The organism is Paraburkholderia panacisoli, from assembly GCF_008369935.1.
Classification (GTDB): Bacteria; Pseudomonadota; Gammaproteobacteria; order Burkholderiales; family Burkholderiaceae; genus Paraburkholderia; species Paraburkholderia panacisoli.
In genome coordinates this window covers 169615-188351 of sequence record NZ_VTUZ01000007.1, presented here as the reverse complement: position 1 = coordinate 188351, position 18737 = coordinate 169615, and the positions used below count along the sequence as shown (strand labels likewise).

The 18737-nt window shown below is 63.7% G+C and carries 18 protein-coding genes; 11 read left to right on the top strand and 7 right to left on the bottom strand.

Annotation, left to right across the window (positions count from 1 at the left end; genetic code table 11):
• The first annotated feature begins 4 nt into the window (after window positions 1-4).
• The gene (locus tag FVF58_RS13135) at window positions 5-892 is read left to right on the top strand and encodes a LysR family transcriptional regulator (RefSeq protein WP_149670323.1); all 888 of its coding nucleotides are present in this window, start codon (window positions 5-7) and stop codon (window positions 890-892) included.
• 13 nt (window positions 893-905) lie between these two features.
• On the opposite strand, the gene FVF58_RS13130 is transcribed toward FVF58_RS13135, so the two are convergent.
• The gene (locus tag FVF58_RS13130; RefSeq protein ID WP_149670322.1) at window positions 906-1826 is read right to left on the bottom strand and encodes a LysR family transcriptional regulator; all 921 of its coding nucleotides are present in this window, start codon (window positions 1824-1826) and stop codon (window positions 906-908) included.
• Between the two features lie 104 nt (window positions 1827-1930).
• Between FVF58_RS13130 and FVF58_RS13125 the strand changes: the two genes are divergently transcribed.
• The 4 genes from FVF58_RS13125 to FVF58_RS13110 all read left to right on the top strand — a co-directional run bounded on the left by FVF58_RS13125 (window position 1931) and on the right by FVF58_RS13110 (window position 5547).
• Window positions 1931-3214: an aromatic ring-hydroxylating oxygenase subunit alpha gene (locus tag FVF58_RS13125; RefSeq protein ID WP_149670321.1), complete on the top strand. Its 1284-nt coding sequence runs from the start codon at window positions 1931-1933 to the stop codon at window positions 3212-3214.
• Window positions 3211-3711, top strand: coding sequence for an aromatic-ring-hydroxylating dioxygenase subunit beta (locus tag FVF58_RS13120; RefSeq protein ID WP_149670320.1), 501 nt, complete (start codon window positions 3211-3213; stop codon window positions 3709-3711). Before FVF58_RS13125 ends, FVF58_RS13120 begins: the two co-directional genes overlap by 4 nt.
• 42 nt (window positions 3712-3753) lie before the next feature.
• Window positions 3754-4164 carry a tautomerase family protein gene (locus tag FVF58_RS13115; protein ID WP_149670319.1) on the top strand — a complete coding sequence of 137 codons (411 nt, stop codon included), beginning with the start codon at window positions 3754-3756 and terminating at the stop codon, window positions 4162-4164.
• 66 nt (window positions 4165-4230) lie between these two features.
• On the top strand, window positions 4231-5547 hold the full coding sequence (locus tag FVF58_RS13110; RefSeq protein ID WP_149670453.1) for an MFS transporter: 1317 nt from the start codon (window positions 4231-4233) through the stop codon (window positions 5545-5547).
• A 7-nt stretch (window positions 5548-5554) separates the two neighbouring features.
• On the opposite strand, the gene FVF58_RS13105 is transcribed toward FVF58_RS13110, so the two are convergent.
• The gene (locus FVF58_RS13105; protein ID WP_149670452.1) at window positions 5555-7063 is read right to left on the bottom strand and encodes a PAS domain-containing sensor histidine kinase; all 1509 of its coding nucleotides are present in this window, start codon (window positions 7061-7063) and stop codon (window positions 5555-5557) included.
• A 237-nt stretch (window positions 7064-7300) separates the two neighbouring features.
• Between FVF58_RS13105 and FVF58_RS13100 the strand changes: the two genes are divergently transcribed.
• From FVF58_RS13100 to FVF58_RS13080, 5 genes are all read left to right on the top strand, one after another.
• Window positions 7301-8491 carry an acyl-CoA dehydrogenase family protein gene (locus tag FVF58_RS13100; RefSeq protein WP_149670318.1) on the top strand — a complete coding sequence of 397 codons (1191 nt, stop codon included), beginning with the start codon at window positions 7301-7303 and terminating at the stop codon, window positions 8489-8491.
• A gap of 101 nt (window positions 8492-8592) precedes the next feature.
• The gene (locus FVF58_RS13095; protein ID WP_149670317.1) at window positions 8593-8988 is read left to right on the top strand and encodes a hypothetical protein; all 396 of its coding nucleotides are present in this window, start codon (window positions 8593-8595) and stop codon (window positions 8986-8988) included.
• A gap of 32 nt (window positions 8989-9020) precedes the next feature.
• A complete protein-coding gene (locus FVF58_RS13090; RefSeq protein WP_149670316.1) occupies window positions 9021-9536 on the top strand; it encodes a nuclear transport factor 2 family protein in 516 nt (171 codons plus the stop codon).
• Window positions 9533-10657, top strand: coding sequence for an amidase (locus tag FVF58_RS13085; RefSeq protein ID WP_149670315.1), 1125 nt, complete (start codon window positions 9533-9535; stop codon window positions 10655-10657). Before FVF58_RS13090 ends, FVF58_RS13085 begins: the two co-directional genes overlap by 4 nt.
• A gap of 81 nt (window positions 10658-10738) precedes the next feature.
• Window positions 10739-11482, top strand: a complete 744-nt coding sequence (locus FVF58_RS13080; RefSeq protein ID WP_149670314.1) for an SDR family NAD(P)-dependent oxidoreductase — start codon at window positions 10739-10741, stop codon at window positions 11480-11482.
• Window positions 11483-11569: 87 nt separating this feature from the next.
• Here the strand turns inward: FVF58_RS13080 and FVF58_RS13075 are convergent, their stop codons facing one another.
• On the bottom strand, window positions 11570-12220 hold the full coding sequence (locus FVF58_RS13075) for a response regulator transcription factor (RefSeq protein WP_149670313.1): 651 nt from the start codon (window positions 12218-12220) through the stop codon (window positions 11570-11572).
• A 315-nt stretch (window positions 12221-12535) separates the two neighbouring features.
• Here FVF58_RS13075 and hpaC point away from each other — a divergent pair, with 315 nt between their 5' ends.
• The gene (gene hpaC, locus FVF58_RS13070) at window positions 12536-13072 is read left to right on the top strand and encodes a 4-hydroxyphenylacetate 3-monooxygenase, reductase component (protein ID WP_149670451.1); all 537 of its coding nucleotides are present in this window, start codon (window positions 12536-12538) and stop codon (window positions 13070-13072) included.
• A 189-nt stretch (window positions 13073-13261) separates the two neighbouring features.
• On the opposite strand, the gene FVF58_RS52665 is transcribed toward hpaC, so the two are convergent.
• The 4 genes from FVF58_RS52665 to FVF58_RS13050 all read right to left on the bottom strand — a co-directional run bounded on the left by FVF58_RS52665 (window position 13262) and on the right by FVF58_RS13050 (window position 18672).
• Window positions 13262-14278 (bottom strand): fimbrial protein, encoded by a 1017-nt coding sequence (locus tag FVF58_RS52665; RefSeq protein ID WP_149670312.1) that lies wholly within the window; start codon window positions 14276-14278, stop codon window positions 13262-13264.
• Window positions 14279-14592: 314 nt separating this feature from the next.
• Window positions 14593-17166: a fimbria/pilus outer membrane usher protein gene (locus FVF58_RS13060; protein ID WP_149670311.1), complete on the bottom strand. Its 2574-nt coding sequence runs from the start codon at window positions 17164-17166 to the stop codon at window positions 14593-14595.
• A gap of 112 nt (window positions 17167-17278) precedes the next feature.
• Window positions 17279-18040 (bottom strand): fimbrial biogenesis chaperone, encoded by a 762-nt coding sequence (locus tag FVF58_RS13055; RefSeq protein ID WP_149670450.1) that lies wholly within the window; start codon window positions 18038-18040, stop codon window positions 17279-17281.
• Between the two features lie 83 nt (window positions 18041-18123).
• Complete coding sequence (locus tag FVF58_RS13050) at window positions 18124-18672, bottom strand: fimbrial protein (RefSeq protein ID WP_149670310.1); 549 nt, start codon at window positions 18670-18672, stop codon at window positions 18124-18126.
• Window positions 18673-18737 lie beyond the last annotated feature (65 nt).

Genomic DNA, 18737 nt, shown 5'->3' with positions numbered 1-18737 from the left:
ATGCATGGAACTTCGCCAACTCCGCTACTTCATCGCGGTCGCCGAAGAGATGAACATCACGCGGGCCGCCAATCGCCTGCACATGACACAGCCGCCGCTGAGCCGGCAGATTCAGCAGATCGAGGAAAGCATCGGCCTGCCGCTGTTCGAACGCGGCTCGCGTCCGCTGCGGCTGACCGAAGCCGGCCGCATTTTCTACGCGCAGGCGAAGCGCCTGATCGACGAGGCCGATGAACTCGCGCCGCTCACGCGCCGGCTCGCGCAACTGGCCGAGCGCATCGTGATCGGCTTCGTGCCGTCCACGCTGTACGGCGCGCTGCCCGCCGTGATCCGCGCGTTTCGCGAAGCCGCGCCGCATATCGAACTGTCGCTGATCGAAATGTTCACGATCGAACAACTGGGCGCGCTCAAAGGCGGCCGGATCGATGTCGGCTTCGGCCGCCTGCGCTTCGACGACGCGCAACTGGCGCGCGAAGTGCTCGTCGAGGAGCGGATGATCGCCGCACTGCCGCAGGACCATCCGCTCGCGCGCCAGAAGAAGCCGCTCACGCTAGCCGCGCTGGCGCAGGAAACGCTGATCGTCTATCCGAGCACCCCGCGCCCGAGCTACGCCGACCAGCAGCTCTCCGCGCTGCACGATCATGCACTGGAGCCGAAGGCGATCCACGAAGTGAGAGAGTTGCAGACCGCGCTGGGCCTGGTGGCCGCGCAAGTGGGCGTGTGCCTCGTGCCGGAAAGCGTGGAAGGCTTGCGCGCGCACGGCGTCACGTACCGGCCGATTCCGGCGGCCAACATTGCGTCGCCGATCATCATGAGCCGCCGTTTGCAGGACGAATCGCCCGCCACCACGCTGATGTGTTCGCTCGCGCGCCAGCTCTTCAAGCGTGCGTGACGCCGCTTGCGGCTCAATGCTCGTCGAAGCGCCGCACGATGTCCGCCATCAGGTTGCGCAGCCAGACGTTGCCTTCGTCCTGGTCGAAATGCTCGTGCCAGTGCATCGTCACCGCCGCGATCGGCAAGTTCACCGGCAACTCATAGATATGAAAGCCGCCGTCGCGATTGAAAATGTGCGCGAGGCGGCGCGGCAGTGTCGCGAACAGATCGGTGACGGCCAGCACGCTCGGCAACGCGACGAAATGCGGTAGTTCCAGCGCGATATGACGCCCCACGCCTTGCGCGCGGAATTCGTCGTCGAGCGCGTGATGGCTGTGCTCGACCGACGTGATCTGCACGTGCGACGCATCCAGAAACGCCTTCAGACCCAGCTCCTTCGTACGCGGCAAGCCGCGCCGTTTACGGGTCATGCACACATACGTCTCCTCGAACAGCGCCTGATGCCGCGTGCGAGCGGTCAGCGTCGGCAGATTGCCGATCGCGAAATCGAGCCGGCTCGCGCGCAACGCGTCTTCGATTTCCTCGACCGGCAACGGCTCGATGCGCAATTTCACGCGCGGCGCCTGCCGGTGCAAGGCCTCGCAGATGGGCGGCAGATAGGCCAGCTCGCCCGCGTCCGACAGCGACAGCCGGAACGTGCGCGTGCTCACCGCCGGATCGAAATGCTCCGCGTAGCGCAGCGCCTCGCGCACCGTGTCGAGCGCACGCGACACGATTCCCGACAGCTCCAGCGCGATCGGCGTGGGCTGCATGCCGACGCGCGTGCGGATGAACAGCGGGTCGTCGAACAGCGTGCGCAAACGCCCCAGCGAATAACTGATGGCCGGCTGCGATAGCGCAAGCCGCTGGCCGGCCCGCGTGAGGCTGCGCTCTTCGACGATCGCCTGAAAAACGCGCAGCAGGTTGAGGTCGACGTGATCCAGCGAGGTCATCGAGATATCCATGGGGTTGATTTTAGTTTTTATTTTAGATCAATTTGACGCATATCAGACGGTCGGCGAGACTTTGTTCCATCGACCACCCCACTTATACCGTCATGAGCGAATCCTCATATCAGACCGTCGATACGAGCGCGTTGTATCAGCGCGCGCAGTCCGACCGCGTCGCCCCGTCGCTGTACTACGATCCGGCGGTTTTCGAAGCCGAACTCGAACGCATTTTCTACAAGACGTGGATCTGGGTCGCGCACGAAAGCGAACTGCCGAATCCCGGCGACTTCCGCACCACCACGATCGGCCGCCAGCCGGTGATCGTGGTGCGCGACAAGAGCGGCGCGGTCAACGTGCTGCAAAACCGCTGCCGTCATCGTGGCGCGACCGTGTGCGAACAGCACAAGGGCAATGCGAAAGGCTTCACCTGCCCGTATCACAGCTGGACTTACGGCCTCGACGGCGCGCTGCGCGCGCTGCCGTACGGCGACGGCTATGAAGGGGTGATCGACAAGACCGAACTGCCGCTGGCGAGTCTGCGCGTGGGCATCTATCAAGGGCTGATCTTCGCGAGCTTCAATCAGGAGATCGAGCCGCTCGAAGATTTCCTTGGCGGCGCGAAGCCGTGGATCGATCTGTTCATGAAGCAAGGCGCGGGCTATCCGATCAAGGCCAACGGCGAACATCGCTTCCGTTTCAACGGCAACTGGAAGATCCAGCTGGAAAACACCACCGACCTGTATCACTTCCCCGTGGTGCACAAATCGTGGATGAAATCGATCGACGACGAAACCGCCGCCGCGATCACCAGCTTCATGACCAGCGAAGACGCGTTCTGCCGCTCTCTGGGCAACGGACATAGCCTCGCGGTGCTGGTGCCGGAACTCGTCGATCTGGACCGCGACGACGGCGCGCCGATTCCCGAACGCTTCGAGGCGCTGGCCGCCTCGCTCGCCAAAGATCACGCGCCGGACGAAGTGCGCCGCATCGTGCGCTCGCTGATGGGCGTCGGCTTCAATCTGAACCTGTTCCCGAACCTCGCGTTGTCGATGGCGTTTTTCCGCGTGCTGCGGCCCATTTCCGCGAACGAGACCGAAATCCGCCACGTCGCGCTCGCGATGGACGGCGGCCCCGAGGAAGCGAACCGCGTGCGTCTGCGCATTCACGAGCATTTCCAGGGCCCGTTCGGTTTCGGCAGCCCCGACGATGCCGAAGCGTGGGAACGCGTGCAGCGCGGCTCGCATGCCGGCCCCGATCTGCCGATCCTCGTGAACCGCGGCCTGAATCGCGAGAGCACCGCACCGAACGGCGAGAAGACCGCGCACGCCACCGACGAAACCGGCATGCGTGAAGCGTACGCGCAATGGCGCACGATGATGGAGCAAGCATGATGGACGACCGCAACACCCTGTTCTCGCAGAAGATCTTTGCCGACGCGATCGAACTCATCTGGCGCGAAGCCGAACTGCTGGACCGCAAGGACTATCGCGAGTGGCTGTCGCTGTGGGACCCGGCGGGCTTCTACGTGGTGCCGATCGAGCCCGACGCCACCGACTTCGCCGCCACGCTGAACTACGCGTACGACGATCAGGACATGCGCGAAAAACGCGTGCAACGCATGACGTCCGGCTATTCGTCGTCGGCGAGCGACGCCGCGCGCACCGTGCGCACGGTCTCGCGCTTCACGCTGACGAGCGATGCGAGCGACGAGGTCACGGTGAACTCCGCGCAGGTGATCGTCGCGTACAAACGCGGCAAGGCGACTTTGTTCGCGGCGGACCTGACGCATCGCATCGGCTTCGCGAGCGGCGAGCCGCGCATCGTGCAGAAGGTGATCCGCCTGATCGATTCGACCGACGCGCTCAGTGCGATCGGCTTCCTGCTGTGATCCTCGAACCGTGATGTCCGAACCCGCGAGCGAGGCGAAACGATGCCCACACTAGAAGTCTATCTGCCGGCCGGTCACGCGCCGGTGCGCAAGGCGCAACTGATTGCGGGCCTCACGCAGGCCACGGTCGACTCGATCGGTGCGCCGGCCGAATCGGTGCGGATACTGCTGAGCGAATTGCCGCCACATGATTTCGGCGTGGGCGGAGTCAGCGCAATGAGCGATGCGGGCGACCCAGCCCGTGGATTGCGGCGCGCCACATTGCTGAACATCGTCGCGATCCTGATCGCGGGCCGCACGCCCGCGCAAAAGACCGCGCTGATCGCCGCGCTCAGCGAGACCGGCGCTCGCGTGCTCGACACGCCGCTGGAGGCCGCCCGCGTGATGATCAAGGACATTCCGAACACGGACTTCGGCATTGGCGGCCAGACCGCGCAGTCACTCGGGCGCTAGCGCGCCGAGCTTGCACCCACGATACCCGCGATGCCCTCACCCATCGCGAAACCAGAGAGCACGACGATGCAAAACGACACGCTTTCCCCTACGGCCGGGTCGCCCCCCGCCCCCGCGATGCCGGCTACCTCACGGACCTTGCGGCGCATCATCGTCGCCTCCGTGCTCGGCAACGCGCTCGAATGGTACGACTTCTTCCTGTACGGCACGGCCGCCGCGCTGATCTTCGGGCCGCTGTTTTTCCCGCTGCATGGCGATCCGTTGCTCGGCACTCTCGCCGCGTTCGCGGGCTTCGCGATCGGCTTTCTCGCGCGGCCGCTGGGCGGCGTCGTGTTCGGCCACATCGGCGACCGGCACGGCCGCAAACGCGCGCTCGTCATCACGCTGATGATGATGGGCGTGGCGACGTTCGGCATCGGCCTCTTGCCGACCTTCTCGCAAGTGGGCTTTCTTGCGCCCGCCGCGCTGGTGTGCCTGCGCGTCGTGCAAGGCATCGCGTCCGGCGGCGAATGGGGCGGCGGCGTGCTGCTGATCAGCGAGAGCGCGCCGGCCAATCGTCGCGGGTACTACTCGTCGTTCAGCCAGTTGGGCGTGGCGGGCGGCTTCGTGTTGTCGGCGGCGGCGTTTTATCTGGTGCAGCGCCTGCCCACCGAGAGCTTCATGTCATGGGGCTGGCGCGTGCCGTTTCTCGCGAGCGTGCTGATCTTCGGCGTCGGCGTCTATATTCGCCGGCGCTTGCCCGAGAGCCGCGATTTCGCGGCCGCCAAACCGAAGCACATGCCGGTGCTGACGGTGCTGCGCAATCATCCGAAACAGGTGTTGCAGGCGATGGGGCTGCGCGTCGCGGAAAACGGCGGCACGTATATCTTTCTGTCGTTCGTGCTGGTGTACGGCAAGACGGTCGGCGTGCCGGTTTCGGTGATGCTCGGCGGCGTGATGATCGCGATGCTGCTCGAACTCGTGACGATCGTGCTGTGGGGTCGGCTCTCGGATGTGATCGGCCGGCGCCCCGTGTATATGATCGGCGCGCTCGGACTCGTGGTGGTCGCGTTTCCGGCCTTCTGGCTGATCGACACGCATCAGCCGCTGTACGTGTTTCTATCGCTCGCGCTGGGCTTGCCGTTCTGCCACGCTGCGATGATCGGCACGCAACCCGCGTTGATGGGCGAACTGTTTCCCACCGAAGTCCGCTACTCGGGCATGGCGCTCGGCCATGAAATCGCGTCGGTCTTTTCCGGCGGACTCGCGCCGCTGGTCGCCACCGCGTTGTATGCGAAGGTGCGCGAGCCGTGGCCGGTCGCGTTGATGCTGATCGGCTTCGGGCTGATTACCGCGCTGACCCTCTTGACCATTCCGAGGAACACGCACGCCACACATGATTGAGCCGCGTTCAGTCCGCGAGCGGCAGCGAGAAGCTGCATTCGAGGCCGCCGTGCCGCGCCGGCCTTGCCCAGATCTCGCCGCCATGCCGCGTGACGATGTTCTTGCACAGCGACAGGCCGATGCCGTTGCCGCCGGCTTTCGAGGACGAGAACCCGTCGAACATCCGGTCATGCGCATCGGCGGGCACGCCGGGTCCGTTGTCGATCACCTGGGCGATGGCGTGCTTGCCGCGCAGGCAGGTGACGAGGCGCAATTCGCGGCGCCGTGGCTGCGCCGGATTGTCGTCCGCCTGGGTGCCCGCATGATGCGTGCCTTCCCCCAGCGCATCGATCGCATTGAACGCGAGATTCAGCACCACCTGGCCGATCAGCACGCGCTCGACATACACCGGCAGCGGCTCGCTCGCCTGCTCGATCGTGACCGTCACGCCCGCTTCGCGCGCACGCAATTCGATGAAGTAAGCGGCGTCTGCGAGTACCTCGCGCAAATCCGCATGCGTCTCGCTCGGCTCGCGCTTGACGATGTAATCGCGCACGCTCTTGATGATGAGCGCCGCGTGCTCCGCCTGCCGATCGGCGCTGCGCAGGCCCCACACGGCGTCGTCGAGCGAGCCGGGTTGGGCGAGCCGGCGGATCGCACCTTCGATGAAGTTGCGTACCGCCGCGAGCGGCTGGCTCAACTCGTGTGCGATTGCGGTCGCCATTTCGCCCATCGCGTTGTAGCGCCCCGCATATTCGAGCAGACGCGCCTCGTTGCGGCGCGCCTCTTCGACGGCCACCTCGTCGGTCACGTCGCGAAAGTGCAGCAGACGGCCATTGAGATCGTCCTCGATCTCGATCCTGCGGCAGGTGATGCGCAGCCAGCGCGGCGTGCCGTCGCGCCGCGTGATGCGATAGCGTTGCGGTGCCGAAGGCTGGATGCGCGGCGCGGCGGCGAGTTGCGCGAGCAGGCGCTTGCGGTCCGGTTCGCTGCAATAGTCGAGCACGTCGCCCATCGGCGCACCTTCCTCCAGGCCCAGCACGCGCCGGCCGGACTCGCTGACGAACTCCACTTCACCGGCGGGCGTCAGCACCGCGACGCCTTCGCCGAGGTCCTGCATGAATTCGCGCAGCCGCGATTCGTAGCGCCGCAAGGTCTGCTTGAGCGAGTCTTCCGCGCTGATGTCGCGGAACTGCACCATCACAACGGGCCGCCCGGCAAGCGGCACATAGGTGGCGATCGCTTCGGACAACATATCGGCGCCGCTGCGCGACCGGTAGCACCACTCGTAGACCTGCGGCCCCTCGGTAATCGACCGGTCCATTGCGCCGACACCGATCTCGCGCCGGTACTTCGGCACCGGGCGCGTCATGTCCTTCGCCTTCAGCGGCAGCAGTTCGTCGAGCGTGAAGCCGAGCGCGTCACACGCCGCGCGATTGGCCCACACGATCGCCTTGGTCTCGGCGTCGTGCAGCAGCACGCACAGCGTGAGCGCGTCGAGCAGGCGGTGGAAATCGGCTTCGGCAGGGAAATTCATCGCAGGGAACGGCATACGGGTTCGATCAGGTATGGGCCAGAACATAACACCTGCGCGCGTGATCCGTATCTGAAGATTTCTTTAGGCGCCCCCGGTGGGTTACCTAAACAGGCGCCCCGCATCCCAATTGAAGCGTTCTTTTTGCATTTCTAGACTGGTCTCACCGTGCACGGCGCGTCAACTTCATGGCGAGCGTGCGTCGTGTTTCAGCCGATAACGAATCAAGGAGAAGCCCCCATGTCCGCAAGAGCCGCCGCCGTTGCCTTCGACCAACCGGACGCGTCGACGCACGCCCGCTTGCCGCTCTCCGACGTGATCGCCGAAATCGCCGCGCGCCGCGACGAGTTCGACCGTCTTTCGCATGTGCCGCGCGACGTGATCGCGAAGTTCAAACGCGCGGGCGTCTATCGCGCGGCGACGCCGCAGCGTTTTGGCGGCGATGCGCTCGCGCCGACAGCGTTCCTCGACATGATCGAACGGATTGCGATGGTGGATGGCTCGGCCGCGTGGGTCGCGAGCTTCGGCTCGGCCAATGTCTACCTGGCCGCGCTGCCGCTGCAGACCCAGGCCGAGATCTACGCCGGCGGCCCCGACCAGGTGTTCGCGGGCGGCCTCTTCCCGGTGCAGACGGCACAGCCTGCGGACGGGGGCTGGCGTGTGAACGGCACGTGGAAATTCGCGAGCGGCTGCAAGGGAGCGGACTGGCTGGGTGTGGGGATCGGCACCCAGGGCGCGAACGGCGCAAACGGTGCGGGCGCGCCCGGCAAACCGCGCACGGCGGTGTTTCGCCCGCATCAGGTGGAGATCGTCGAGAACTGGGACGTGGTCGGCATGCAAGGCACCGGTAGTCACGATCTGCGCGTGAGCGACCAGTTCGTCGCCGATGCGTGGACCTTCGTGCGTGGCGGCGAACCGTGCGTCGACGAACCCCTGTATCGCTACCCGACTATCGCATACGCGGCGCAAGTGCTCGCCGTGGTCAACCTCGGCCTCGCGCGCGCCGCGCTCGATGTCGCCAACCAGATGGCGGGTGGCCGCAAGACCACGACCGGTGCGCCGCAGCTCGCCGATCGCGCGTACTACCGGATCGAACTCGCGAAAGCCGAAGCGCAGTTGCGCTCGGCCCGCGCGTTCTTCTACGACAGCACCGACCAGGTGTGGCAGTCGATCCTGGCCGGCAATCCCGTCACTGCCGATCAGGTCAGCCTGCTGCGGCTGGCCGCCACGCAGATCGCCCGCGAAGGCGCCGAGGTTGTGCAGCGCGCGTACCGGCTCGGCGGCACGATGGCGATCTATCGCTCGCATCCGTTGCAGCGCCTGTTGCGCGACTCGATGGTCGTGACGCAGCACGCGTTTCTCGGCGAGGGCAATTACGACGGCGCCGGCGCGGTGTTCGTCGGCGTGCCGCCGATTCCCGGCTACCTTTAAGCGATTGGCGAGTGATCCGTGAGTGACCTGCAAGCCGCCCGAGCCATTCGGATCATTTAGCGCCCTCTTTCCGTTCACACGATTTCAAGGAGATTCACCCCATGACCACTGCGTCCACCACCACCGAAACCTCGGCACTGCCTTTACGCGTTCTGTTCTGCTGCGGGGTCACGCAGAATTTCTTTGACCTGCCGCGCGAGCGGATCGGTGAAGTCTGGCAGGCCTACGGCAAGATGCTGGCCGCAGTCGAAGCGATGGAAGGCGTCAAGGTGCTCGGCATCATGGACGACGACCGTCTCACCGTCGGCAATGCGGACAACTCGCCGTGGACCTTTTACATCATGGCCGACGTGCGCGACTTCGACACGGCGGTTGCCGTGTGCAATCTGTATCGCACGACGCCGGTCGGCGAATACAACCTGTGGCGCTACGGCAAGATCGAAGCGCGCGTTGGCCGCGCGTTGCAAGTGCCGCCGCAACATACGAGCGCGGCGTGAGCGTGAATGCGAATGTTTCGGAGCATGATGCGATGAGTGTGAACCCCGACACACTGCGCCTGTTGACCGAGCGCCTGGCCGCGCTCGAAGCCGAATCCGCGGTGCGCCGCACGATCGCGCGCTATATGGCGCTGTGCGACGTGCCGAGCGGCGCGCTGGAAGGTGAGACGCTCGCCGCCCTCTTCAGCGCCGACGCCGTGTGGGAAGGCATCGGCCCGCAGTACGCGAACAAGTTCGGATACCTGAAGGGTCACGCGGCGATCCTCGCGATGCTCACGCGCTACCTGCCGCCGTCGCCGCATTTCACGGTGAATACGCACTTCCTCACATCGGAGACGATCGACGTGCGCGGCGCGACTGCGAAGGGCCGCTGGATCATGCTGCAAGCTTCGGGCTATGTCGACGCGCCAGCGGAACTGATCTCGGCGCGTCTCGAAGTGGATTTCGCGCCGGCCGGCAATGGCCGTGACTGGCTCATCACGCACTTTCGCACCGAGCGCCTGTTCGACGCGCCGTGGCAAGTCAATGCAAGGAAAACGAACCCATGAACGAGTTTATCCAGACCCTGTCGATAGGCGGATCCGGACCGACCATCGCGATCAAGGACACGATCGATATCGCCGGCTACGCGACCACCGCCGCGAGCCGCGCGTTGGCGGACGCGCCGCCCGCGCAGCAGCACGCCGAAGTCGTCGAACGTCTGCTTGCGCTCGGCTGGCGCATCGTCGGCAAAGCGAATATGCATGAACTCGCGTTCGGCATGACCGGCATCAACGACTACACCGGCACGCCGCAAAACCCGCAGGACGCCGCGCGCATTCCGGGCGGCTCGTCGAGCGGCTCGGCGGCGGCGGTCGGCCTGAAACTCGCCGACGCCGCGCTCGGCACCGACACCGGCGGCTCGATTCGCGGCCCCGCCGCCTGCTGCGGCGTGCTCGGTTTGAAGCCGACGTTCGGACGCGTGTCGCGGCGCGGCGTGGCGCCGCGGGAATCCTCGCTCGATTGCGTCGGGCCGTTTGCGCGCGAGATGTCCATGCTGGTGGCCGCGATGGAGGCGATCACGGTGGACTTCGACGCGCAAGCCGCGCGCGCTTGGCAGGGGGCATGCAAGGTCGGCATCGTGCAGGCCGACGCGACGCCGGAGATCCGCGCAGCCGTCGAGCGCGCGGCCCGCGTGGCCGACTGCGCCGCGCACGCGACGCAACTCGCGGGACTCGCTGCTGCTTTCGATGCGGGCCTAGCGGTCATCAACGTAGAGACCTCGCGCGCATTCGGTCATCTGGTGGCAACCGGCAAGCTCGGCGCCGATCTCGACGCGCGGCTGCGCGCCGCGGCGAAAACCACCACTGCACAACTCGATGCGGCGCAACAGGTACGCAACCAGTTCACGGCGGACGTCGACCGCGCGCTCGAAAACGTCGATGTGCTGATCCTGCCGACACTGCCCGCATTGCCGATCACGCTCGACGAAGCGCGTGGCGGCACGTCGGTGATCGCGATGTCGTCGCTGATCCGGCCGTTCAATCTGAGCGGCCATCCTGCGTTGAGCTTGCCGTTGCCGATCGAGGGCTCGCCTCTGAAGGCGGGCTTGCAGATCGTCGGACGCAAGGGTCAGGACGAGCAGGTGTGCGCGATCGCGGCGCGCTTCGAAGCAGCACTTGCGGCTTGAGCAAGCTCGACCAGGCATAGGTCATTTACGCGGCCGCTCATATCAGAGTCGCGTTTTGTGCATTCACACGGAGTGGCAGTCATGCAGAAAAGAGTCGTACTCGTCACCGGCGCGGCGCGTGGTCTGGGCGCAGCAATCGCCGCGCGCTTTCACGCGGCGGGCTATGCGGTCGCGATCGGCGACATCGCGTTCGATGCCGCGCAAGCGCTCGCGCGCGATCTGAGCGCCGACGGTTCCAGCGCATTCGCGCTGAATCTCGACGTCACCGCGAAAGCCTCGTTCGAAACGGCGCGCGACGCGATCCTGCAGCACTGGGGCCGCGTGGACGCGCTGGTCAACAACGCGGGCGCATCGAAGGTCGTGCCGGTGATGGAGATCACCGGCGAACAATTCGATCAGGTCATCAACGTCAATCTGCGCAGCGTGCTGTTCGGCTGCCAGGTGTTCGGCCAGCATTTCGCCGACGCGGGCGCGGGCCGCATCGTCAATATCGCTTCGCTGGCGGGGCAGAACGGCGGCTCGGCCACCGGCGCGCACTACGCGGCCGCCAAGGGCGGCGTGATCACGCTCACCAAGGTGTTCGCGCGCGATCTCGGCGCGGCTGGCGTCACCGTCAACGCCATCTCGCCAGGGCCGATGGATTTGCCGATCGTGCATGAGAGCGTCGCGCCCGAGAAGCTCAAGACGGTGATCGCGAACATTCCCGCGGGGCGGCTGGGCTCGGCGGATTATGTCGCCGATGTCGCCGTGATGCTCGCCGCGGAGAATGCCTACTTCGCGAACGGCGCGTGTTGGGATGTGAATGGCGGGTTGTTCATGCGGTGACGGGGCTGCGGGTTGCCGATAGTCGAGGCATTCGGGCGCACTTGGTGCGCCCGGATGCGTTCATCGCACCTGCGCCACCAGCGCGCATCAACGAGGTGTCTCGTCTTCTTCCCACACCGCCATCACCTCGCGCACCAGCATCGCGATCGACGCGGCGCCGAGCTTGTCCTTGATGCTCGCGCGATGCACGTCGACAGTCTTCACGCTGATCGACAGATCGCTCGCAATGCGCTTGCTGCCTTTGCCGTCGATCACCCCACGCAGCACTTCCGTTTCGCGCGCGGTCAGCGACCCGATCCGCTTGCGCAACTCGCGCCGCTTCTGACCGGCGACATGCCGTTGCGCGGCGAGCTTCAACGCACGCTGCACCCGATCGAGCATCTGCTGCGAGTTATACGGCTTCTCGACGAAGTCGATCGCGCCGTTCTGCAAAGCGCGCACGGACATCGGAATGTCGCCGTGGCCGCTGACGAAAATGATCGGCAAGGTTGCGCCGCGCCGGTTCAATTCCGCCTGCACGTCGAAGCCGCTTTGCTCCGGCATCCGTACGTCGAGCACCAGCGCGGCCGGAATGGCCACGTCGAACGCATCGAGAAACTCGCTCGCATTCGCGAAGCCCGCCGACTTCACGCCAACCGATTCGAGCAGCCACGCGAGCGACGTGCGCATGCCGCTGTCGTCGTCGACGATATAGACAATGGGTGCGGGAATGGAAGCGGATTGCTGCGCGTGGGGCATGGAAGGAGCGGGAGCGGTTCGTATCGGTGCGGTTTGAAACGTGTTGCGCGAACCATCATATCCAGCGAAAAAAGCCGTGCAAAGTGCTAGTTACCCTGAAGCGCTGCTTACGTCGCGCTCATACGCTCGCAGTTCAAATGTGCACTTGGGCACTGAGAGCGCGTGGAGTATTGGGGAAAACTTTAGATACGTTGGGAAAGACGCTCACCTATGCGCCGCTCACGCGGATTTTTTTCCGTACGGGGATTGATTACGCTTGAATCCAGATCAGCACCCACGACGCCGCGCCAAAAAGGAATCCAGACGATGACCACGATGCCGACCCAGTCCCCCGCTTCCGGGCACGACGCCCACCTGAACGCCAAACAGCAGTTCCGCCAGGCGATGGCGCATCTGTGCGCGGCCGTCAACGTCGTCACGACCGCCGGCCCGCACGGGCGCTGCGGCGTCACCGCGAGCGCCGTGTGCTCCGTCACCGACACGCCACCGACACTGCTCGTCTGCCTGAACCGTTCGAGCGCGATGCACTCCACCTTCGAGAGCAACCGCCACGTTTGCGTCAACGTCCTGCCAGGCGAGCACGAACTGCTCGCGCGGCACTTCGCGGGGATGACCCAGGTGCCGATGGAAGAGCGCTTCGGCTGGCCGATCTGGGACGACGGCACGCACGGCGTGCCGGTGCTGCGCGATGCGCTCGCGAGCCTGCAAGGCGAGATCGTCGATCTGAAGGAAGTCGGCTCGCACTCGGTGATGTTCGTGAAGACCACGCGCATCAGCGTGCGTGCGGATGGCGACGGCCTGATCTATTTCGACCGCAATTTTCATCGCATCAAGCGGGTCGGGTCGTGTTGAACGCTGATTGCGTCGCATCAACGCGAAGGCGTGGTTATCGCCAACATCATCAACCGGTGGAATTCATTCGGCAGGCCGGTTTCCATCAAATATGGATAGTTGCGGCATGCCACCTTGGGGAAACTCGGACCCATCCGAACAAAGCCTCACGCCTGCCGGCAGTGCCGCATGGCAAGATAGGCGCACATGTTATTGATAGCTCATTGTGAACGTGGCTATCCCGTTCGCCGTTCCGGGTTTCACGGTAGGAGCGGTCTGCACATAGCGCGCCGTCAACGGAATATTGAAAGTCCCGTTTCCGGTGCTGCCCGCTAACCACTGGTTAGGGTTCCCGACTACGGATGAGTCCGGCCCGTAGCTGATGACGGTATTACCGTTCAGAACCTGGATACCGATCCCGCTTGCAGTCGAGCTGGTGCTCAATGACAGCGTGTTCGACTGATTGGTAGGATTGGTCTGGTCGGTCAACGTGGTATAGACGCTCGTCATGACTCCCGTATCACCGCCTGTGCAAGACAGGGAGATGTTGAACGAAGGCTGGACCGGCGATGTACTCCCCACGCCGGAGAAGCTCTTGAGCGGGACGCTGCCTAAAGGCACCTGGATCGAAGGAGTGGACACCCTGCAGGTCGGATGCTGTACGACCACGATTGGGAGAGCGGTAGTAGTGCCACTAGCAAGAACGGACATTTGAGCGAAGGTCGAGGATTGCCCGGAGGTTAGTTTTATCGAATTGGTGCCTAACGAATAGTTTCCCGGCTGCAGCGGGCCGGTCTGGACCAACTCAAGGGTTATCGTCCCCGTGCTCCATTTGAAATTGGCTGGACTCCCCGCACTCCCATACGGCGCAGACGTCGTAGTCTGGGGAAGATAGCCTGTCCCCAAGCCGTATGGGCCGCCCGACCATGAAAAACGCGCGCCGATACCTGGGATCGCCGTGCTTTCGGTGTTATACGGCCCCAAAGTGCCAGTGTAGGAGACCGTGAGTTGACCGCATGCGATAATTGAAGTGATGCCCGCGGTGCTGTTGTTTACAACAGTAGAAAACAGAACCGTGCCAGGCTGTGAATTGCCGGGGTTAATAGCTGGAGGGGTCGGCGCAAAAACCTGAATCCCTATCTGGCCAGAGGGGGAGCACTGTGCGTGGACGCCAGATGAACAGGCGGCAATTAAAATGCCTAAAAATATCTGAATTAGTTTTTTCATAAACCAGTCCTACGCGATAAGTTGTGGCCAGGCGAAATCGCTGGGTGACGTTGTACCGACCTATTCCAGAGCGAGTCGTCCCGGAATTTTCCGACGGCAGGCGAACAGGTCTTCATGCCCGCGGTAGTTTCGTATTGAGACATTCCAGTTAATTATCGGCCTGCACACAAGATCAAAATGGCTTGCGGTCATATCTTTCTCCAGATCTGATATAAATCATTCTTCAAATATCATTGATAAATGCCAGACTGGATATTCATTCCATGAAACACAAATCAGCATATACCGGCTGAAATCAATCTCGGCGCGCCCGACTATTTACATACGACATCGGCCACGCTGTACGAAGCGCGGGTTTTCATGTCCACCTTCGGCAACGAGTAATCGACCCAGCAACGCTCGTCTGCGCTGTCGCCCCAGTTCACCAGCAAGCGGCCGGTGTCGCTCTTCAGGCCATGCGCAATGCCTCGCCCTGCCTGGGCGACGGTGCCGATGTTCTGGCCTTGCTCGGTGGTCAACTGCGCGCCGAACGGCACCGGTTTGCCGTCGGCAGTCCTGATGCCCAGGATCGCGGCGCGCCCGGTGTTTTCCGTGTCGAACTTGAGCCGCACCACAGCGCCTGCGGTCGGCGCGACCGACTGCTGGGTTGACTTCAATTCCACATTGATCGGCAAACCCTTGGGATCGATCTCGATCTGGTTGCTCGCGAACGGGGTCAGGGTCGACACGATGGCGTGACCCCACGGGTCGACGCGCAGGCCGCTGTTGTTGGTCACGCGCGCGCCGGCCGCATCCCGGGCTTCCACGATCGCCAGCGTGTCGCCCATCAGTGGCGTGAAGGCAACTCCGCCCGAATACGCAACGATGCCGCCGCTCACACCAACGCCGGCCTGCGTGTAGCTGCTGCTCTTGCTGGTATTGCCGGTCAACGTGGCAACCGACGAAGTGTAGGAGACGTTGGCGCCCGCCGTGGTGCTGCTGCTCGTGTCGCCACCGCTGCTGTGAGCCGCGTTCAGACCATATGCAAAGGCGCTATCTACGCCGAGCGTGCCTGACACGGCTTGCTGCACGACGGTACCCGAGTTCCCGTCGCCCTGCAGGGAGGTGGTCGAGTACGGCGCGTGCGCACCCGTGCCAAGCGGAATACCGACGGTCAGCATCACACGGTTGTCCCACTTGTGCTTACTAACGTCCATCTGACGCGAGAGCGCCAGGCTGTAGTTCAGCTGCTTGTAGCTGTTGTTGTAGCCAGCCTGCAGTTGCGTGTCCGTACCGCTGCGATCCCAGTAGTTCTGGGTGGAACCGGTCAGGTAAAACGAGCCATAGCCCGCGGGCAGGTTCTGGTTCACCGTGATCTGCAGGCGACCGCGCTGGATGCCGTTAGCCGCAAAGCCCGTGTTGCGCTGATCGAGATCGCGCAACGCCATGGCGTCAGCGAGCCCCAGGTAACCGCGGCTCGAGTAGCGGTAAGCCGCCACGGCCAGGTTGGTGTTGGTAGGCTCGACCAGCTTGCTGTAGCTCAGGCGAAGACTCTGGCCGTTGCGGTCGGGCTGCTTGTCCAGGTGCGTGGCAGCCTGTGTGATGTCGAGGCCAAAGGCGCCAAAATCCGTATTCAGTGCGGCGCCCACCTGCGCGGCCATGTAGCCCTCTGTTGCTACGAAGCCGCCATAGCCTGTGATCAGATTGGTGAAACCATGCTGGACCGTGCCCTGGAACAGCACCGGATGGATGCTCACCGTCGGATTGCGGTACTGACCGACTGTTACATCAAAGCGCGTAATGCCGGGGCGCAGCGAGTTCACCGCAGCCGCATACGGCACCGTGGAGGTACGGACACTGCCGTCGGCCTCGGTGACCACCACGGTGAGGTCGCCACCGTAGCCAGTGGGGTAGAGATCGTTGATCTCGAAAGCCCCGGGTGCCACAGTCGTTTCATAGAGGAGGTTGCCGTTCTGGCGAACCTGCACGCGTGCGTTGCTGTTGGCGATGCCGCGGATGACCGGTGCGTAGCCGCGCTGCGACTCCGGGTACATGCGATCGTCGCTGGAGAGCTGCACGCCCCGGAAGCCGATGCTGTCGAACACGGAGCCACTGGTGAACGCATCGCCGATGATCAGCTGACTCTTGAGCGGCGCAATCGAACGCTGCAGGTTGGTCTGCACGCTCTGATAATGGGTGCCGGTCTGGTTACCTGAGGTCAGGCTGCCGTTATGGCGAAAGCGCCAGGGTCCGATGTTGATGCCGGCATTCAGTCCCACATAGCTCTGGGTGGAACTTGCCCCGTACGAATCGGAATGGTAAGCGTTGGCGTTGTATTGCAGGATGGCGGCGGGCACGCCCTCGTCCCAGTAACGCGGGTCGACATAACCGCGCGCCGTGCGGGCGAGCGCCATCTGGGGCACGGTCACATCGAGCCGCAGTTCGCCGTTGTCGAATGTCGCGGTAGCGTCCGGGACCAGCGACGGCAGCGTCAAGCAGCCATCGGTATCTTTCTCCACACGCGCGGCCGTCTCAGCCGGCAACTTCATCAGGTCCACGCCGACGCGCTCCAGCAGCGCGCGATCGAAGCACGCCTGCACGTCGCTGCGGTCGGTGCCGACCTGGCGCACCGGCACCATCGAGCGGCCAAGCCAGGCGCCGTTGACGTACAGATCGACCCGGTAGTCGCCAGGCAGCGCCACGTTGCCCTTATTGAATCGGCTGATGTCGACGCGCGCGCCGCTTGGCTGCTGAATAAACTGGTCGCTGAATTCGACTTCGGCCAGTTGGGTGGAAGCACCCGAATCGGAGGTGGCACCCCACGCTCCGGCACTGGTGAAGAGCAACAACACCACCGCACTGACAGGGGACAACTTTGAAGGAAAGGGACGAAATTGTTTTTGTTGCACTACCGCCGACTCCAAGCTTCAGAAAAATTCCTCCCCTGCCGCTTCGCGCAGCATTTTCAGCGGAGAGTGCTTGATAGAGATGGGCAGCCGGAAAGAACCGACTGCCAGTGAATCACTTCACTTGTGGTGCTGCGTTCAGCACCGACTCGCCTTCGGCAGGACCGCCGTAGTCGTTGATCGCGTGATAACGTACCTTGGCGTCAGCGCCCTGGAACACTTCGCCCGAGAGCGGGAAGTCCTGGGTTTCACCCGGCCCGACCATGCCGCCGTTTTCGAACTTCGCGGTCTTGCCGCCGCCTGTCAATTCCAGCGCCGTGAACGACACGTGGTAAGGCGTCGGATTGTGGGCTTCGAGTGCGGCGCCAATGTCTGTCTTGACCACATGCCAGCTAATCTGCGCAGGCGCTTCGCCTGCGCTGCCTTTCAGGCCTGCAGGACGAAAAAACATCTTGATGCGCGAGCGGAACGCCATTTGCAGCTTGTTGACGTCGACTTCATTGGCAGCCGGTTTGGGCGGTATTTCAAGGAGGTTGAGCCAGAATACCGATTCCTTGTCCTGCGGCAACGGCTCGCCGGTGTACAGAATGCGCAAGGTCTGTCCCTTGCCCGGGTCGACGCGAGCAAACGGCGGGCTGATGGTAAAGGGCACATCGATGGCGGAGGGCGCCGCCTTCGGATCACCCTTGTCCAGCCAGACCTGCGTCAAAGCCGGCGATTTGCCGTCGTTGGTCAGCTTGATGGTTTGCTCGGTATCGTCGGCGTTGTAGATGACCCGCGTACCGGCAATGACAACGGAAGCCTGCGCCTGCAGCGCACTCGCAAATCCCAGCGCGAGCACACCGGAAACCAGAAGAGTCCTGATCGTTTGTTTCATGTAATGGCGGGTCGGTAAGTGCGGAAAAGCGGGAAAACGCGGAGCGACCATGGGTTCGCTCCGCGACACAGCTCTAAAACTAATTACTCATAGGCGAGCGTGTACATCACGCTCGAATTGGCCGCTCCAGCAGTCGGAACGCCCGTTGACACGTACTGGGCGTAGTACGGAAGCGTTGCCGTGCCGCCGGAGATGACGACCGACTGGGAGTTCTGCGAAGCATCGGCAAAACCAACCTTGATCGGGGAGAAGTCCGAGCCGTTCAGCAGGCCGATCTCGACGTTGGTCGCGCCGCCCGCGTTCAACACCAGGTTGCCTGTGGTGGCGTCGGTCGTCGGACCCGCTTCGAAGTACGTGTGAACGTTGCCCGTATTAGGCGTGCAGCCCGTCAGCATGATGTTGAACGGCGTGCGGCCAGCGGGCTGGCCTACGGGGGTCAGCGCCGATACGGATACATTCGGCAGCGTCACTGAGAAGTCCGCCGCGCCTGACCCATTACCGCTGATGTTGCACGTCTGGGCGGTGATGGAGCCGTTGAAGGTGATCGTGCCGTCGGCAGCGTGCGAGGCCATCGGCAAGGCCGCGATCATTGCAACTGCCGCAGCGATCACTCCAGAGCGATTGAATTTCATCCGTAGTCCTATTATGCGATTATCATACGTTGATTAAATAAGGAATTCAGGGCGCAGTTGCCCTG

What these genes read in the sequence shown, in the direction of transcription:
- FVF58_RS13135 (WP_149670323.1), top strand. Translation starts at nt 5, where the DNA reads ATGGAACTTCGCCAACTCCGCTACTTCATCGCGGTCGCCGAAGAGATG.
- FVF58_RS13130 (WP_149670322.1), bottom strand. Translation starts at nt 1,826, where the DNA reads ATGACCTCGCTGGATCACGTCGACCTCAACCTGCTGCGCGTTTTTCAG.
- FVF58_RS13125 (WP_149670321.1), top strand. Translation starts at nt 1,931, where the DNA reads ATGAGCGAATCCTCATATCAGACCGTCGATACGAGCGCGTTGTATCAG.
- FVF58_RS13120 (WP_149670320.1), top strand. Translation starts at nt 3,211, where the DNA reads ATGATGGACGACCGCAACACCCTGTTCTCGCAGAAGATCTTTGCCGAC.
- FVF58_RS13115 (WP_149670319.1), top strand. Translation starts at nt 3,754, where the DNA reads ATGCCCACACTAGAAGTCTATCTGCCGGCCGGTCACGCGCCGGTGCGC.
- FVF58_RS13110 (WP_149670453.1), top strand. Translation starts at nt 4,231, where the DNA reads ATGCAAAACGACACGCTTTCCCCTACGGCCGGGTCGCCCCCCGCCCCC.
- FVF58_RS13105 (WP_149670452.1), bottom strand. Translation starts at nt 7,063, where the DNA reads ATGAATTTCCCTGCCGAAGCCGATTTCCACCGCCTGCTCGACGCGCTC.
- FVF58_RS13100 (WP_149670318.1), top strand. Translation starts at nt 7,301, where the DNA reads ATGTCCGCAAGAGCCGCCGCCGTTGCCTTCGACCAACCGGACGCGTCG.
- FVF58_RS13095 (WP_149670317.1), top strand. Translation starts at nt 8,593, where the DNA reads ATGACCACTGCGTCCACCACCACCGAAACCTCGGCACTGCCTTTACGC.
- FVF58_RS13090 (WP_149670316.1), top strand. Translation starts at nt 9,021, where the DNA reads ATGAGTGTGAACCCCGACACACTGCGCCTGTTGACCGAGCGCCTGGCC.
- FVF58_RS13085 (WP_149670315.1), top strand. Translation starts at nt 9,533, where the DNA reads ATGAACGAGTTTATCCAGACCCTGTCGATAGGCGGATCCGGACCGACC.
- FVF58_RS13080 (WP_149670314.1), top strand. Translation starts at nt 10,739, where the DNA reads ATGCAGAAAAGAGTCGTACTCGTCACCGGCGCGGCGCGTGGTCTGGGC.
- FVF58_RS13075 (WP_149670313.1), bottom strand. Translation starts at nt 12,220, where the DNA reads ATGCCCCACGCGCAGCAATCCGCTTCCATTCCCGCACCCATTGTCTAT.
- hpaC (WP_149670451.1), top strand. Translation starts at nt 12,536, where the DNA reads ATGCCGACCCAGTCCCCCGCTTCCGGGCACGACGCCCACCTGAACGCC.
- FVF58_RS52665 (WP_149670312.1), bottom strand. Translation starts at nt 14,278, where the DNA reads ATGAAAAAACTAATTCAGATATTTTTAGGCATTTTAATTGCCGCCTGT.
- FVF58_RS13055 (WP_149670450.1), bottom strand. Translation starts at nt 18,040, where the DNA reads ATGAAACAAACGATCAGGACTCTTCTGGTTTCCGGTGTGCTCGCGCTG.
- FVF58_RS13050 (WP_149670310.1), bottom strand. Translation starts at nt 18,672, where the DNA reads ATGAAATTCAATCGCTCTGGAGTGATCGCTGCGGCAGTTGCAATGATC.